This is a genomic window from Sphaerimonospora mesophila (assembly GCF_001417795.1).
GTDB lineage: Bacteria > Actinomycetota > Actinomycetes > Streptosporangiales > Streptosporangiaceae > Sphaerimonospora > Sphaerimonospora mesophila.
In genome coordinates, this window is sequence record NZ_BCBX01000038.1 from 129,869 (window position 1) to 145,638 (window position 15,770).

At 71.0% G+C, this 15,770-nt stretch carries 13 protein-coding genes; 4 read left to right on the forward strand and 9 right to left on the reverse strand.

All coding sequences use genetic code 11. The features are described 5' to 3' along the window. Positions 1–99: 99 nt before the first annotated feature. Positions 100–525 carry an ATP-binding protein gene (locus AP234_RS19710; protein ID WP_055481157.1) on the reverse strand — a complete coding sequence of 142 codons (426 nt, stop codon included), beginning with the start codon at positions 523–525 and terminating at the stop codon, positions 100–102. Positions 526–678: 153 nt separating this feature from the next. Between AP234_RS19710 and AP234_RS19715 the strand changes: the two genes are divergently transcribed. Next, positions 679–1,092, forward strand: coding sequence for a GntR family transcriptional regulator (locus AP234_RS19715; protein WP_055481158.1), 414 nt, complete (start codon positions 679–681; stop codon positions 1,090–1,092). A gap of 26 nt (positions 1,093–1,118) precedes the next feature. Here AP234_RS19715 and AP234_RS19720 read toward each other — a convergent pair whose 3' ends face one another. The 4 genes from AP234_RS19720 to AP234_RS19735 form a co-directional block, all read right to left on the reverse strand. Continuing rightward, positions 1,119–2,954, reverse strand: a complete 1,836-nt coding sequence (locus AP234_RS19720) for a hydantoinase B/oxoprolinase family protein (RefSeq protein WP_055481159.1) — start codon at positions 2,952–2,954, stop codon at positions 1,119–1,121. Next, the gene (locus tag AP234_RS19725) at positions 2,951–5,020 is read right to left on the reverse strand and encodes a hydantoinase/oxoprolinase family protein (RefSeq protein ID WP_055481160.1); all 2,070 of its coding nucleotides are present in this window, start codon (positions 5,018–5,020) and stop codon (positions 2,951–2,953) included. Before AP234_RS19725 ends, AP234_RS19720 begins: the two co-directional genes overlap by 4 nt. A 93-nt stretch (positions 5,021–5,113) precedes the next feature. Beyond that, positions 5,114–5,785, reverse strand: a complete 672-nt coding sequence (locus tag AP234_RS19730; protein WP_235558263.1) for a DsbA family oxidoreductase — start codon at positions 5,783–5,785, stop codon at positions 5,114–5,116. A gap of 40 nt (positions 5,786–5,825) precedes the next feature. After that, positions 5,826–6,503 carry an SRPBCC family protein gene (locus AP234_RS19735; RefSeq protein WP_055481162.1) on the reverse strand — a complete coding sequence of 226 codons (678 nt, stop codon included), beginning with the start codon at positions 6,501–6,503 and terminating at the stop codon, positions 5,826–5,828. 158 nt (positions 6,504–6,661) lie between these two features. On the opposite strand from AP234_RS19735, the gene AP234_RS19740 reads away from it, so the two are divergent. The 3 genes from AP234_RS19740 to cydB all read left to right on the forward strand — a co-directional run bounded on the left by AP234_RS19740 (position 6,662) and on the right by cydB (position 10,235). Continuing rightward, positions 6,662–7,525: a polysaccharide deacetylase family protein gene (locus AP234_RS19740; RefSeq protein WP_055481163.1), complete on the forward strand. Its 864-nt coding sequence runs from the start codon at positions 6,662–6,664 to the stop codon at positions 7,523–7,525. A gap of 345 nt (positions 7,526–7,870) precedes the next feature. Next, the gene (locus tag AP234_RS19745; RefSeq protein WP_055481164.1) at positions 7,871–9,307 is read left to right on the forward strand and encodes a cytochrome ubiquinol oxidase subunit I; all 1,437 of its coding nucleotides are present in this window, start codon (positions 7,871–7,873) and stop codon (positions 9,305–9,307) included. Positions 9,308–9,317: 10 nt separating this feature from the next. Then, positions 9,318–10,235: a cytochrome d ubiquinol oxidase subunit II gene (gene cydB / locus AP234_RS19750; RefSeq protein WP_055481165.1), complete on the forward strand. Its 918-nt coding sequence runs from the start codon at positions 9,318–9,320 to the stop codon at positions 10,233–10,235. Between the two features lie 215 nt (positions 10,236–10,450). On the opposite strand, the gene cutA is transcribed toward cydB, so the two are convergent. Genes cutA through AP234_RS19770 form a run of 4 tightly spaced genes read right to left on the reverse strand, consistent with a single transcriptional unit; the run spans position 10,451 to position 15,686 of the window. Next, positions 10,451–12,841 (reverse strand): aerobic carbon-monoxide dehydrogenase large subunit, encoded by a 2,391-nt coding sequence (gene cutA / locus AP234_RS19755; protein WP_055481166.1) that lies wholly within the window; start codon positions 12,839–12,841, stop codon positions 10,451–10,453. Beyond that, positions 12,838–13,335, reverse strand: coding sequence for a (2Fe-2S)-binding protein (locus AP234_RS19760; RefSeq protein ID WP_055481167.1), 498 nt, complete (start codon positions 13,333–13,335; stop codon positions 12,838–12,840). The genes cutA and AP234_RS19760 overlap by 4 nt, the downstream gene beginning before the upstream one ends. After that, on the reverse strand, positions 13,332–14,255 hold the full coding sequence (locus tag AP234_RS19765) for an FAD binding domain-containing protein (RefSeq protein WP_055481168.1): 924 nt from the start codon (positions 14,253–14,255) through the stop codon (positions 13,332–13,334). Before AP234_RS19765 ends, AP234_RS19760 begins: the two co-directional genes overlap by 4 nt. 48 nt (positions 14,256–14,303) lie before the next feature. After that, positions 14,304–15,686, reverse strand: coding sequence for a solute carrier family 23 protein (locus AP234_RS19770; protein ID WP_055481169.1), 1,383 nt, complete (start codon positions 15,684–15,686; stop codon positions 14,304–14,306). Positions 15,687–15,770 lie beyond the last annotated feature (84 nt).

Consider the following 15,770-nt stretch of genomic DNA (forward strand, 5'->3'; position numbering starts at 1 on the left):
CAGATCACCAAGGTAACCCCGGGATGCCGCATCGTGGAGGCGATCAGCCCCGGTGGGGCGTACGAGCGATTCCGCTCGAGCCCTGCCTCCGATTCCTGGCTACGGCGTGTGCACCGGAGGCTCGAGGACAAACCAGACGACGCACCGTGGACGCTCCTCGAAGAAGCCCCAGCGGCTGGAGAAGGTACGCACCAGGTGGAGACCGTGACCGGACTCGGGAAGGTCGCCGGGGTGGTGCCCGCGCACGCACGGAGGCGTCTTCGCCCCCTCGTCGACGACTTCGACCTGCACACAGCCGCCTGCGTCGAGGATGACCACGACGCCGACCGCGGCGGATCGGGTATGGCGCACCGAGTTGGTGAAGGTCTCCGACAGCAGCAGTACGGCGTCGTCTCGGCTGGGGTGGTCGTCCAGAACCTTTCGCAGCCATCGCCGGGCCCCGCTCACGGCCTCGGGCGTGGCCGGGAACCCGGCCCTCTCCACCAGTCTGATGCGCGGAGTGTCGCTGATCGCGTCGTCGAGCATGCGGAATCTTTCGTGAAGGTGTCATGGACGCAGGGAAACCAGGCGCCGGAGGTCTGCCGTTCAATCGGCCACCCAAAGATACACATCTAGACATGGTTACGTCTAGACGTAGCCATGCCGTTGACCGGACGAGGCCACGTCTAGACATAATGTGTGACGATCGATCCGTACAGCGACATTCCGGCATACAAACAACTCGCCGGAGGGGTCCGGGCACTGATCGAGTCGGGCGATCTCGCGCCGGGGCAGCGCATCCCCTCGGAGTCCGACCTGGTCCAGCGTCACGGTGTGGCTCGGGAAACGGCGCGAAGGGCGATCGCGTTACTCCGTGCCGAGGGCCTCATCCAGACCATCCAGGGGCAGGGGTCGTTCGTCACGGATCCACAGGAGGCGGTCACCGTGCGATGCCGGAAGGGGACGGAGATCGCAGCTCGGATGCCCTCGCCCGATGAACGCCGCGCCCTCGGCATACCCGAGGGCGTTCCGATCTTCATCGTCCGGTACCCGGAGGGACAGGAATCCAAGCTGCGGGCCGACAGCAATGTGATCCTGTTCACCGAGGAGTGACGTCGCCCTTCCGTCGCTCGGGCGGGTCAGACCGTGTCCACCTCGGCGTAGGGGAGGCCGCCGGACAGGCGGGGGTAGCCGGGGCCGCGGTCGAAGAACGGGGTGTCCTCCGGCACGGCGGTGCGCAGCTCAGCCCGCAGCAGCTCGGTCGCCTCGGCGTCGATCCGCAGGTCGTCCCGCGGGCCCGACAGCACGACGCCGTAGTCGTCCCGGGCGCCTTCATACGAGACCTTGCCGTCGCGCACGTCGGCCGCGACCCGTTCGGCCGGGCGGTCGTACGGCGAGCCCCAGCCGCCGCCCCCGGTGGTGCGGACCCTGACGATCTCTCCCGCCTTGACCGGGAAGTCGTCGACCAGGCCCTCCATCTCCACCCCGTCGACGGTGACGACGAAGGGTCGCCCGGCCCGGCCGCCGTTCACACCCCAGCAGGACAGGATCGACCGGTCCGCGATCGACATGAACGACGCGTCGCGCAGCATGCGGATGTGCTTGTCATAGCCGAGGCCGCCCCGGAACTCACCCGGCCCGCCGCTGTCGACGGCCAGCCCCAGGCGTTCGACCCGCAGCGGCCAGCGGGCCTCGGCGAACTCGACGGGGATGTTCCGCGAGTCCGGCACGACGTGGATCGTGTCCTCCCCGTCGGCGTACCACCGGCCGCCCGAGCCGCCGCCGAGCACCTCGCGCATGAGGTACGGACCGTCGTCGGAGTCTCCGTACACGCCGGTGTAGCGGATGGTCTCCTGGTCCGCGGGCATCCGGCCGCCGGTCGCCTTGGCCAGCACCCCGGCCAGCACGCCCAGCAGCCGCAGGATGACGAACGTGCGGGCGTTGGTCGGCGCCGGGAAGATCGGCGTGAGCAGCGTGCCCTTCTCCGGGAAGACCATCTTGATGAGCGGCACGACGCCCTCGTTGACGTCCAGCTCGGCCATCCGCTCCGGAGTGTCGGCGAGGTTGCGCAGGATCGGGGCGAGCCACTTCTTCAGGAAGACCCCGTCGGCGTAGTCGCCCGCGTGGTTGATCGGCCCCTTGGCCTGGGGTGAGGTGCCGGTGAAGTCGATGGTCAGCGGTGCTTCTGCGGCATGGTCGACGGTCAGCGTGATCCGCTGGATGTGCAGCCGCGGCTCGTCCACGCCGTCGTGTTCGGCGTAGTCCTCCCAGACGTGCACGCCCTCGGGGATCTTCGCCAGCAGCTCGCGGCGGAAGGTCTCGGTCGTCTTCGAGATGATCGCGTCGAAGCAGCTCTCGACGGCCTGCCTGCCGTACCGGTCGAACAGCTCGCCGAGCCGGCGCGCCCCCATGAGGCAGGCCGAGCACTCCGCGTCGAGGTCGCCGGCGAGCGAGTCGGGCATCCGGGAGTTACGCGTCATGATCGTCAGCGCGGCGCGGTTGGGCACTCCCCCGTCCCACAGCTTGATCGGGGGGACCATGAGGCCCTCCTCGAAGGCGCTGCGCGCGTGCGAGGGCATCGATCCCGGTACGGCTCCGCCGATGTCGTCGTGGTGACCGAACGCCTGGACGAACGCCACGACCTCGCCGGCGTGGAACACCGGCACGGTGACGCACAGGTCGGGCAGGTGTCCGATGCCGCCCTCGGACAGGTAGACGTCATTGTGGAAGAAGACGTCGCCCGGCCGCATCGTCTCGATCGGGAAGTCCCGCACGATCGGCTGCACCAGCGCCGAGTAGGACCGGCCGGTCAGCTTGCGCAGCCGTACGTCGTGGATGCCCGCGCGGAAGTCGTGCGCGTCGCGGATCATCGGCGACCTGGCGGTCCGCGCGATGGCGGTCTCCACCTCCATCTCGACGGAGGCGAGGGTGCCCTCGACGATCTCCACGAGGATGGGGTCGGCAGTGCCGTTCAACTATCACTCACCACCAGCAGGTTGCCGAAGTCGTCCATGGTCGCCGTGAATCCGGGATGCACCGGAAGGGTGGAGCCGTACTCCTCGATGACGGCCGGACCGCGCACCACGGCGCCGGCGCCGAGATCGGCACGGCGGTAGATGACCGTGCGCCCCCACTGCTCGTAGAACACGTCGCGGGTGCTCACCGGGCTCGGCTCGTCCTCCTGGCGCGGCCGCCTCGCGATCGTGGGACGCGTGATCGGGCCGATGCCGGACACCCGGAGGTTGACCCATTCGACGGCGTGCCGCGGATCGTCGCGGTAGCCGTACCCGTAGAGCCGCTCGTGCTCGGCGTGGAACCGCTCGGTGACGGCGGCGAGCCACGCCTCGTCCACCGGGCCGTCGGGGGCGGCCACCCGCACCTCGTACGCCTGACCGAAGTAACGCAGGTCGGCGGTGCGCGCGTACACGTGGTCGGCGAAGCCCTCACGGGTGAGCGCGGCGGCGGCCTCGGCCTCCAACTCGGCGAAGATCTCCCGCAGGGACTCGGGCGCGGGGTCGCGGGACACCTGCGTACGGACGTAGTCGTTCTTCACGTCGACGGTGAGCAGGCCGAACGCCGAGACGTTGCCGGGGTCGGGCGGGACAATCGCGGCGCGCAGCCCGAGGATGTCGATCAGCGAGCAGGCCAGCAGCGGCCCGGATCCGCCGAAGGCGACCATCGGGAAGTCCCGTACGTCGAGGCCGCGCTTGACGGTTATCTGGCGGATGGCGTTCGACTGGTTGAACGCGCTGATCTCCAGGATGCCGGTGGCGCAGCGCTCGGGGGTCAGGCCGAGTTTGCCGGCCAGCGCCTCGATTCCGGAGCGGGCGGCCGCGACGTCGAGGGAGATCTCGCCACCGAGCAGGTGCGGGGGCACCCGCCCGAGGTAGACGTGGGCGTCGGTGACGGTGACCTCGGTGCCGCCCTTGCCGTAGCAGATCGGGCCGGGGTCGGCGCCGGCCGATCGCGGCCCGACCTTGAGCGTCCCCTCTGGCGAGACCCAGGCGATCGAGCCGCCGCCGGCCCCCACCGTCACGATGTCGATCATGGGGATCTTGCACGGGTAGCGGCCGATGGTGCCCTCCGTGGTGAGGGACGGCTCACCGTCGACGATCACCGCGACGTCGGTGGAGGTGCCGCCGCCGTCGAGCGTGATGGCACCGGAATGGCCGCCGACGCCGGCGATCAGTGCCGCGCCGAGTGCGCCGGCCGCCGGGCCGGACAGGACCGTGGTGATCGGCTGGTGCACGACCTCGGCCGCGGACAGCACGCCCCCGTTGCTCTTCATGACCGAGAACCCGCGGCCGAGCCGCTGCGACAGGTTGGCGATGTACCGCCGCATGATCGGCTTGACGGCCGCGTCGACCAGTGTGGTGACCGAACGCTCGTACTCCCGGTACTCCCGCAGGACGTCACTCGACAGCGACACGACGGCGTCGGGGTGCTCCCGCTCCAGCACCTCGCGCATCCGCCGCTCGTGCGACGGGTCGGCGTACGAGTGCAGGAAGCACACCCCGATCGCGGTGACGCCGCGGTCCCTGAACCAGCGGGCCACCTCCACGGCCTGCGCCTCGTCGAACGGCCGGACCTCCCGGCCGAGGTGGTCGAGCCGTCCGCCCACCGTCTTGACCCGGTGCGCCGGGACGATCCTCGGCGGTTTCACCCAGAAGTAGGAGTTGCCGTAGCCGTCCGGCACGCTCTGCCTGGCGATCTCCAGGATGAACTCGAAGCCCTCGGTGGTGACGAACCCGAGGTCGGCGGTGCCGCGGTCCTCCAGGAGCTGGTTGGTGGCCACGGTCGTGCCGTGCACGATCGCAGACACCACGCCGAGGTCGATGTCGGGGCCGGTGTCGCCGCCGGGGGGTAAGGCGCCGCCGTGGGCCTCCAGCACCTTGTGCACGGCTGCCATGAACCCCTCTGCGGGATCGGCAGGAGTCGATGGGGTCTTGGTCGTGATGATCTGACCGGTCTCCTCGTCGACGAGGACCACGTCGGTGAACGTGCCTCCGGTGTCGACCCCGATGCGGACGCTGCTGGGCATGCTCAGTGTCTACCTGTCCGGACCGACCCGCAGAACCGGCGCACTCTGCCGAATAATCCGCATCCCGTCGTCACTCCCTGCCACCGTCGTGGGTCACACGGCGCAGAACCCGTCGTCGCAGCCGTCGCCCTCGTTCCGGACCGACGTGACCGCCGTCCGCGCCCGAACCTCGCGGAGTGCGGCGACCAGGGTCTCGACCGGCTGCGCGCCCGAAACGGCGAACTGGCCCTCGAACAGGAACAGCGGGACCCCGCTGATGCCCAGCTCGCGGGCGCGGGCCAGCTCGGCGCGCACCTGCTCGGCTCCCTCGCCGGTGTCCTCGACGTCGACCTCCGCCGCGAGTTTCGCGAGGGTGGCGGCGTCTCCGACGTCGAGCCCCTCCTCGAAGTGCGCCCGGAAGAGCCGGTCGGCCATGGCGCCGCCACGTCCGGCGCGCTCGGCCAGCCAGATCAGCCGGTGGGCCTCGAACGTGTTGGCGTGGATCGCCCGATCGAAGTTCAGTTCCAGGCCGTCCCCGGCGGCCACCTCGGTCACCCGGCGCGTCATCTGCGCCACCCGGTCCGGCCCGCCGAACTTGCGCGCCAGCGCGGACGACGTCGGCTCTCCGTTGGAAACCGCGTCCGGGGCGAGTTCGAAGGGTCGCTGGACGACCTCGACCTCCCCCTCATAGAGCCGTACGGCCTTCGCCAGGCGCCGGTGCCCGATATAGCACCACGGGCAGACGACGTCAGAAAAGATCTCGACCTTCACAGAACAGTCGAACAAGGCGGGAGACCCCGAGATTCCCGCGTGTCCCCCTGCCGGATCAGCTGTGGCGGCCCTGGCGGCCGAGCAGCCAGCCGATGACGGCGCTGCCGAGCGCGATGCCCGCACCCATGCCGAACGCCGCGAGGACCGGCCAGGAGGCGCCGCGTCCACGGGTGTCACGCGCGTCGCGGGGCCGGGTGAAGACCAGCGGGCTCTCGTCGCGGGCCTGCGCGCCCGCCGGTACGGCGACGGCCGCCGCAGCGGGCTCCGCGGCCTCCGGGGCGGACGTCGCGACCGGGCCGGACAGGAGATGACGCTCGACGGCCGAGAAGAACTCCCCGGCCGTCCGCTTGGCCACCGAGCCGAGCATGCGCTGGCCCACACCGCCGATCATGCCGCCGACCACGGCCTCCGCCTCGTAGTCGACGCGGGTGCCGCCCTCGGCCTCGCTGAGCCGCACCTGCACCGTGGCCTCGACGGTGCCGGGGGCCCCCTGGCCGTGGGCGCGCAGCACGAACCGTTCCGGCTCCTCGGGTTCGGCGAGGGCCACCTCTCCCTGGTAGACGCCCTTGAACGAGGCGACGCCCGCCGTCACCGTCATCCTGTAGACGTCCGCGCCGGTCTCCTCCAGCCGCTCGCAGCCGGGGATCGTCCGCACCAGGACGCCGGGGTCCTGCAGGGCGTCCCAGACCCGCTTGCGCTCCACGCCGAGCAGTGCACTGCCCACGACCTTCATGGCCACCTCCGATGCCGAGCACCTTAAACAATCACCGGCATCTGCGAGAACGGCAACATCTGCTTACCCCCCTCATGGGCCCTCGTCAGGTCTCTTCGGGGATGCCGGACAAACCCGAATGATCCATTTGAGTCGAACTTGGGCCAGGATGGCCGGTTATGAACGGCAGACGACGACTGACAGGCCTGATCGCGGGGCTCACGCTCGCCGCCGGCTGCGGCGCCGGCGGCGTCACGAGCGCGGAGTCACCGGGCTCGCCGGAGTCGCCCGGCACGGCCGGCGTCGCGTCTCCGGCAACGCCCCGCGTCTCCCCGTCTCCGCGCGCCGGACTCCCCCGGCGTGGTGAGGTCGCGCGGATCCCCGTACCGGCGGGCGGGGTGCCGGTGATCAGCAGCATTCCCACGAAGCGGAAGGTCGTCTTCCTGACCATCGACGACGGGTGGGAACAGGACCCCGGGTTCCTGCGGCAGGTGCGCGATCAGCGCATCCCGATCACGGTGTTCGCAATGCGGGACGCGGTCGAGGCCACGGGCTCGCCCGACGCGGCCTCCGGCGGAGGGCGGTACATGGGCGCCGGCGGCTGGGACTACTTCCGCGAGCTGCGGGACGCCGGTGCGCCGATCGAAGGCCACACCCTCACCCACCCCAACCTGCGCACCCTCGGCTACGAACGGCAGAAGGCGGAGATCTGCGGGATGAGCACGCTCATCCGCCGGGAGGTCGGCCGGCGTCCGGCGCTGTTCCGGCCGCCGTTCGGCAACTACAACGGGGACACCACCCGGGCGGCCCGCGAGTGCGGGATCAAGGCCCTGGTGATGTGGACCGCGACCGTCCAGCCGGAGGGAAAGATCGCCTATCAGGTGCCGGACAAGCGGCTGCGTCCGGGTGACATCCTACTGCTGCACTTCCGGCCCAACCTGGCCAGGGACTTCCGCGTCCTGGTCGCCAAGATCAAGCGGCGCGGGTTCGAGATCGGCGATCTGGGCGCCTATCTGAAGGCGGGCGGAGTGCGCGTCTCCTGAACGCGTCCTGAACGCATCCTGAACGCGTCGCGTACGCGTCCTGGGCGCGGCCGGGGGCGGACACCCTGGATCCGCCGGCCGATCGGAATCACCGCCGCTCCCCTGTCAGCCCGGAGGCGTACGGACGAATCAGCCACACGGGGGACGCGGCCGGCGGTCTCCTCCCCCGATCCTTGATCTCGCCGGACCGGGCGACCCCGGTTTCCCGGCATGCCGGGCAGGGGGAACGGCGGGGGCGCCGCCCGGCTGTGACGAAGATCGCACCAGCGACACGAGGAAATGCTCTACAAGTCGTAGTACTACTTGAAGTAGAACTACGAGCCGTAGAGCTCCGTGAGAGGGGACATGGACGCGCTGGACCTGGCACGGTGGCAATTCGGGGTCACCACCGTGTACCACTTTCTCTTTGTACCGCTGACGATCGGTCTCGGCGTGTTCGTCGCCGCCATGCAGACCGCCTGGCACCGTACGGGCAAGGACCACTACCTGACCCTCACCAGGTTCTTCGGGAAGCTCTTCCTGATCAACTTCGCGATGGGCGTGGTCACCGGGCTCGTCCAGGAGTTCCAGTTCGGGATGAACTGGAGTGAGTACTCCACCTTCGTCGGCGACGTCTTCGGGGCGCCGCTGGCGATGGAGGCGCTGCTCGCGTTCTTCCTCGAGTCGACGTTCCTCGGGCTGTGGATCTTCGGGTGGGACCGGCTGCCCAAGCGGGTGCACCTCGCCTGCCTGTGGGCCGCCGTCATCGGGTCCAACGTGTCCGCCTACTTCATCCTCGCCGCCAACGCCTGGATGAAGCACCCGGTCGGCTACGAGGTGGTCGACGGGCGGGCCAGGATGACCGACCTGTGGGCGGTGCTGACCAACTCCACGGCGCTCGCCCAGGTGCCCCACGTGGTCGGCGCGGCGTTCGTCGTCGCCGGCGGCTTCGTCCTCGCGGTCGCCGGATATCGCCTCCTGCGCGAGCGCGGTTCCGACGAGCAGGCCCGGCGCTCCCCCATGTGGCGGACCGCGCTGCGCGGCGCGCTCGTGATGACCGCGATCGCCGGCGTCGTGGTCACGGCGAGCGGCGACCTGTCCGCGCGGCTCCTGCACGAGCAGCAGCCGATGAAGCTCGCCGCCGCTGAGGGGCTGCGGCACGACACGGCCGGCGCGGCGTTCAGCATCGTGCCCGGCGTCGAGGTGCCCGGCATGCTCAGCCTCCTCACCACGCATGATCCGAACGCCGTCGTCCAGGGGACGGACGACATCCAGGCACGTTACGAGCAGCGGTTCGGCCCGGCCGACTACACGCCGAACCTTCCGGTGATCTACTGGTCGTTCCGCGTGATGATCGGGTTCGGCATGGCGACGGTCGGACTGTCCGTGCTCGGTCTGTGGCTCACCCGGCGCAGGCGCGGGCGTGGGCGGCGCCGTACGGCCGCGCAGGTGGTCCCGGCCTGGTTCGCCCGCGCGTGCGTGCTGGCCCTCCCGCTGCCGACGCTGGCGGTGACCGCCGGCTGGCTGCTCTCCGAGATCGGCCGTCAGCCCTGGACCGTGCAGGGCGAGCTGCTGACGGCGGCGAGCGTGTCGCCCGGCGTCGGTCTCACCGAGGTGGCGATCTCCCTGGCCGTCTTCACGGTTCTGTACGGCCTGCTCGCCGTCGCCGAGGGCGCGCTGCTCGTACGCCACATCAAGGCGGGCCCGGAGGACCGGCCCGGGCAGCGTCCGGAACGGCCCACGCCCACTCCCGCCGAGACCGACCCGGGCAAGGCGCGGCTCACGCCCACGCTCATGTACTGAGGAGCAGACAATGGTCACGTTCTGGTTCATAGTGATCGCGTTCCTCTGGACCGGTTACTTCGTCCTGGAGGGGTTCGACTTCGGGGTGGGCGCGCTGCTGCCCCTGCTGTCGCGCGGCGAGGCCGAGCGCCGGCAGATGATCGGCACGATCGGGCCCGTGTGGGACGGCAACGAGGTGTGGGTGATCACCGCGGTCGGCGCGATGTTCGCCGCGTTCCCGGTCTGGTACTCGGACCTGCTGAGCGGCTACTACCTGCCGTTCTTCCTGGTCGTCGTGGGGCTCATCGCGCGCGGCGTCGGCCTGGAGTGGCGGGGCAAGGTCACCTCCCGGCGGGAGGCCGCGCTGTGCGACGCCGGGATCGTCACCGGCAGCGTGCTGACCGCGTTCCTGTGGGGCGCGATCTTCGGTCATGTCGTACGCGGCACCGCCGCCGCGACCGTCATCGGGGGCACGCTGTCGCTGTCGGTCGCCGTGCTGCACGGCGCGGTGTTCCTCTCGCTCAAGACGGCCGGGCCGGTACGCGCCCGGGCCCGGCGGGCCGCCCTGCTCACCGCGGCGGGCGCGGTACCGCTGGCGGTGCTCGCGCTCCCCGCCGTCGCCGACACGGCGGCCGCACCGTGGACGTGGGTCGCGGCGTTGGCGGCGACGGCGGCGCTCGCCGCGGGTGTCGCGCTGATCGGCCGGCACCGGGAGGGCGCGGCCTTCGCCGCCACGACCGCGTTCATCACGCTGGCCACGGCCGCGCTCTTCGGCGCGCTGTGGCGGGCGCCGCTGCCGGGGCTGACCGTCGCCGAGGCGGCCTCGGCCTCCTACACGCTGACCGTCCTCACCTGGATCGGCCTGCTCGCCCTGCCCGGCGTGCTCGCCTACCAGGCCTGGACGTACTGGGTGTTCCGCAAGCGCCTCACCGCCGCCGCAGTCTCCTGACCGGCTGGAGAGACGGTCAAGTAATCGTCGGCCGACATGGCAGGGAGCGGAGCGGGAGGGAGCGAGGACCGCACGCCGGGCCCCGCTCGGCGGGGCCCGGCAGCGGACCGGAGCTTCCTCCCGGCGCAGCGACCGGAACCGCCGGCCATGCCCGGCACCTCCTCAGTGGTGTCCGTTACTCGACCGATGCTCCGGCCCGATGAGAGTCCGCCGGTTCACCCCGTTTCCAGGCGCAGGTGGTGGAGGTCGGAGGGGGAGATCGGCATCCTGTCGATGGGGATGCCCTCGGCGTCCTCGATGGCGGCGGCGATGACCGCCGAGACCGGGATCACCCCGGCCTCGCCCGCGCCCTTGATGCCCAGCGGGTTGAGCGGCGACGGCGTCTCCAGGTGCGCGGTCTCGATGCGCGGCACCTCGGTGGCGTACGGCATGAGGAAGTCCATGAACGACGCGTTGAGCAGCTGGCCGTGCTCGTCGTAGGCCATCTTCTCGTAGAGCGCGCCGCCGACCCCCTGGGCCACGCCCCCGTGGATCTGCCCCTCGACGATCATCGGGTTGATGAGCCGTCCGCAGTCGTGGACGACGGCGTACCTGAGGACCTCGATCTCGGCGGTCAGCGGGTCGGTCTCCACGATCGCCGCGTGCATTCCGCAGGCGAACGTCGACCGGATCGGCGAGTAGTAGTCCCTGCCCTCCAGACCGGGCTCGGTTCCCTCCTCGACGGGCGGCCGGTCCATGGACGACGGGCCGCCGGCGAACTGGGTGGCCCGCTGCGCCTCCTCGTCGAAGGCGTACCTGAGCGGGTTGGACAGTACGGCGACGGTCGCCAGCGGGATCGACGCCGACGGCGTGCCCGCCACGTGGACGACCCCGTCGGTGATCTCCAAGTCGCGCGGATCGGCCTCCAGCGCGTCGGCCGCGATCCGCAGCGCCTTCTCGCGCACCTTCCGGCAGGCCAGCGCGATGGCGTTGCCGCTCATCACCGCCGCGCGTGAGGCGAAGGTGCCCACGGCGTAGCCGAACCGCCGGGTGTCGCCGGTGACGACCGACACCTTCTCGATCGGCACGCCGAGCTCGGTGGCCGCGATCTGGGCGAAGACGGTCTCGTGCCCCTGCCCCTGGGACGTCAGGCCGGTCGACACGTGGACCCTGCCGTCGGAGGTCACCTGCACGTGGCCGCCCTCGTACGGCCCGACTCCGGTGCCCTCGACGTAGCAGGCGAGGCCGATGCCGATCGTCCGGCCCTCGGCCGCCGCGGCGGCCTTCATCTCCGGGAAGGAGTCCCAGCCGATGAGCTCCTTCAGCATCCGCAGCGCCTCGGGGTAGTTCCCGCTGTCGTAGATCAGCGGCCGGCCGTCCTGGAAGATCATGCCCTGGTCGTAGGGGAACTCGTCGGGCTGGATGAGATTGGCCGCGCGGACCTCGGTCCGGTCCAGGCCGAGATGGGCGGCGATTTTGTCCATCGTCCGCTCCATGCAGAACACGCCCTGCGGGCGCCCCGCGCCCCGATACGGCGTGACCTGCACCGTGTTGGTGTAGATCGAGGAGAACTCCACCCGGTAGGCGCCGATCTTGTACGGCCCCAGCAGCTGGGTGGCGGTGATGATCGGCACGATGATTCCGTACGGCGTGTAGGCGCCGTGGTCGTGCAGGATGTTCACGTCGAGGCCGAGGACGCGGCCGTCGTCGTCGAAGCCGACCCGGACGTACTGCACCTGGCCCCGCTCGTGGGAGGAGGAGACGAAGTGCTCCCGGCGGTCCTCGGTCCACTTGACCTCACGGCCGAGCAGCCGGGCCGCCCACGGGATCAGGACCTCCTCCGGCCACGGATGGACGATCTTCACGCCGAAGCCGCCGCCCACGTCCGGCGCGATGACCTCGACCTTGGGCAGCGGCAGTCCCAGTTTGGCCGCGATCGCCATCCGCACGCTGGTGGACGACTGCGTGGAGGAGTAGACGCGCAGCGACTGGTCGTCGGCGTCCCAGCGGGCGTACACGCCCTTGCCCTCCAGCGGCATGCAGGCGCTGCGCTCGACGTCCAGCCGGAACGCGAGCGTGTGCGGGGCGGCCTCGATCGCCTCGCGCGCCGAGCGCCCGTCGGCCGACGGCACCTCCTGGACGAGGTGCGCCCCGACGTTGCCCGGCACGTCCTCGTGCACCAGGTGTACGGCCTCGGCCGCCTCCTCCACCCCCACCACGGGCTTGCGCATCTCGTAGTCGACGCGGATCAGCGAGCAGGCGTCCTCGGCGAGATAGCGGTCGCGGGCGACGACCATGACCACGGGCTCGCCGACGTGCCTGACGATCTCGCGGGCGAGCGGATAGGCCGTGCGGCCGTGCGTCAGCGCGGGATGCGGGATCAGCAGCGGCAGCGGCTCGGCCAGCGCGCCCGGCAGATCCTCCCAGGTGTAGATCGCGACCAGTCCCTCCACGTCGAGGGCGGCCGAGACGTCGATGTCGCGGATCCGGGCGTGCGCGTGCGGCGACCTGACGAAGGCGACGGCCAGCGCGTCGGCGCCGAGGTCGTCGAGGTAGCGGCCCCGGCCGGTGATGAGCCTGGCGTCCTCGCGCCGCCTGACCGGCTCCCCGAACAGCTTGGTCGTCACCGGCCCGCCTCCCCGCCCTGGGTCTCGGCCTGGATCTCGGCGGCGCGGTGGACCGCCTTGATGATGTTCTGGTAGCCGGTGCAGCGGCACAGGTTGCCGGAGATCGCCTCGACCACCTCCTCGTCGGTGGGCGCGGCGTTCTCACGCAGGAAGGCGGTGACCGTGCACAGGAAGCCGGGGGTGCAGAAGCCGCACTGCAGGCCGTGGCACTCGGCGAAGCCCCGCTGCACCGGCGACAGCGTGCCGTCGGCCGCCGCGAGACCCTCGACCGTGGTGATCTCGTGGCCGTCGGCCGTCACCGCGAACATCAGGCACGAGCGGACCGGCTCGCCGTCCAGCAGCACCGTGCACGCGCCGCAGACCCCGTGCTCGCAGCCCACGTGGGTGCCGGTCAGGCCCAGGTCGTGACGCAGGCAGTCCGACAGCAGCCGCCGCGCCGGCACGGTCGCCTCCCGCAGGACGCCGTTGACGGTCAGCGTGATCGGGTGATTCATCTCTCTCCCTCGCCGGCCGCCCGCGCGGCGGCCACTCCGTCGGCGGCCGCTCCGTCAGCGGCACCGCGCAGTGCCCGTACGGCGAGCACGCCGGTGAGATGCCGGCGGTAGTCGGCGGTCGCGTGGATGTCGTCCTCCGGCTCGATCCGGTCGCGTACGGCGGCGGCCGCCGCATCCCAGTCCGGTCCTGGCCCGCCGGCGGCGACCGGGGAGCCGCCGCAGGCCGCCGTGACGTCCACGACCATCGGGACCGGCCCCACGCTGACGCAGGCGACCCGGGCCGCCGTGACGCGGAGGTCCTCGTCCAGTGTCACCGCCGCGGCCACCCCGGCCATCGCGTAGTCGCCGTGCCGCCTGGCCACCTCGTGGAAGGCCGTGCCCGACCGCGGCGGCAGCGCGGGGAAGAACGCCGAGACGGCGAGCTCCCCCGGCGCCGTGTCCGACTCCATCGGCCCGGTGAAGAACTCCGCCGCCGCCACGTCGCGCTCGCCGCCCCGGTGCGCGAGCCGTACGGAACCTCCGAGCAGGGCGAGGACGGCGGGCAGCTCGGCGGACGGGTCGGCGTGGACGAGGCTGCCGACCACGGTCCCCCGGTTGCGGATCACCGGATGGGCGACCAGCCGCAGCGCCTGGCCGAGCAGCGGCTGGACGGCCGCCGCCGGGAGGGACCGCTCGACGACGGCGTGCCGGGCCAGCGCGCCCACGCGGACCCCGCCCGGCCCGGCCTCGACCGTGTCCAGGCCGGCCACCCGGTTGACGTCGACGAGGTGCGCGGGCGCGGCCAGCCGCATGTTGAGCAGCGGGATCAGGCTCTGGCCGCCGGCCAGGACCTTGCCCCCGTCCGGGCCGACCCGGGCGAGGACGTCGAGCGCCTCGTCCAGGTCGGCCGGAGCGTGATATTCGAACGGAGACGGTTTCACGGGTTCGCGACCCCCGGCTCGACCGGCCCCAGCTCGATCCGCCGGGGCTCAGCCGGCCGCCGGATCCTGCTCCGGATCCCGTCGCACTCCGCTCTCTCCACCGGATGCCTCCTTCGCCGGTCCACGCCCGATGGCGCGGAGCAGGTGATATCCACCAAGTACCACGATGGTGCCGAGCGCGATGCCGGCGAGCGAGAAGTCGTCGGTGACCTGGTGGGTGACCGGGCCGATGGCGAGGATGACGCCCGCGCCGACCGGCACCATGTTGATCGGATCGGCGAAGTCCACCCGGCTCTCGATCCAGATCTTCGCGCCGAGCAGGCCGATCATGCCGTAGAGGATGACCGTGATGCCACCGAGCACGCCACCGGGCGTGGCGGCGATGAGCGCGCCGAACTTCGGGCACAGGCCGAACAGGATCGCCACGATCGCCGCGACGTAATAGGCGGCGGTCGAGTACACCCTGGTGGCCGCCATGACGCCGATGTTCTCGGCGTAGGTGGTGGTCGGCGAGCCGCCGACCGCGCTGGCGAGCACGGTGCCGACGCCGTCGGCCGCGATCGCCTTGCCCATCTGGGGGTCGACGTCGGCGCCGGTCATCTCGCCGACGGCCTTGACGTGGCCGACGTTCTCCGCGACGAGGGCGATCACCGCGGGCAGCACGAGCACCACCGCCGAGACCTGGAAGGCCGGCGCGTGGAAGTTCGGCAGGCCGATCCAGTCGGCGTCGATCACGCTCTGGAAGCTCACCCGGGGATGGGTGTCGATCTCGCCGGTCCCCGCGTTGAAGGCGGTGATGTTCCCGAAGACCACGTCGGCGAGCCAGGACACGACGTACCCGAAGATCAGCCCGAGCAGGATGCCGATGCGGCCCAGGAACCCGCGGAAGAGCACGATGATCAGGAAGGTCGCGACCATGGTGATCAGCGCGATCCACGGGTCCTGGGGCCAGTAGACGTCGGCCACCACGTAGGCGAGGCCGAAACCGATCAGCATGACCACCGCGCCGGTCACCACCGGTGGGAAGAGCCGGTGGATGATCTGAACGCCGAGGAAGTGGACCGCCACGCCGATGGCGACCACCACCACGCCGACCACGAGGATCGCGCCGGTGACGGTGGCGCTGTCGCCCCCGGCAGCGCGGATGGCCACCACGCCGCCGACGAACGACGCCGAGGTGCCGACATAGCTGGGGATCTTGCCCTGCACGATGAGCAGGAACAAGATCGTGGCGACACCCGACATCATCACGGCGACGTTGGGGTCGAGTCCCATGACGAGGGGGAACACGAACGTGGCGCCGAACATCGCGATGACGTGCTGTGCGCCGATGCCGATCGTGCGTGGCCAGCTCAGACGCTCGTCGGGCTTGACGACTTCACCTGGCGCGAGATTTCTCCCGTCGCCATGTACTTTCCATTTCAGAGCCATATGTAGCCCCTTCGGGTAACGGGCCGTGGGCCGGTGGCCACCCGCACTCGACCGTTTGGGGCACTTTAGGTCTGGCCGCGCCCG

Coding starts and splice junctions, on each gene's coding strand:
- AP234_RS19710 (WP_055481157.1), bottom strand. CDS start 525: ATGCTCGACGACGCGATCAGCGACACTCCGCGCATCAGACTGGTGGAG.
- AP234_RS19725 (WP_055481160.1), bottom strand. CDS start 5,020: ATGCCCAGCAGCGTCCGCATCGGGGTCGACACCGGAGGCACGTTCACC.
- AP234_RS19735 (WP_055481162.1), bottom strand. CDS start 6,503: ATGAAGGTCGTGGGCAGTGCACTGCTCGGCGTGGAGCGCAAGCGGGTC.
- AP234_RS19740 (WP_055481163.1), top strand. CDS start 6,662: ATGAACGGCAGACGACGACTGACAGGCCTGATCGCGGGGCTCACGCTC.
- AP234_RS19745 (WP_055481164.1), top strand. CDS start 7,871: ATGGACGCGCTGGACCTGGCACGGTGGCAATTCGGGGTCACCACCGTG.
- cydB (WP_055481165.1), top strand. CDS start 9,318: ATGGTCACGTTCTGGTTCATAGTGATCGCGTTCCTCTGGACCGGTTAC.
- AP234_RS19760 (WP_055481167.1), bottom strand. CDS start 13,335: ATGAATCACCCGATCACGCTGACCGTCAACGGCGTCCTGCGGGAGGCG.
- AP234_RS19770 (WP_055481169.1), bottom strand. CDS start 15,686: ATGGCTCTGAAATGGAAAGTACATGGCGACGGGAGAAATCTCGCGCCA.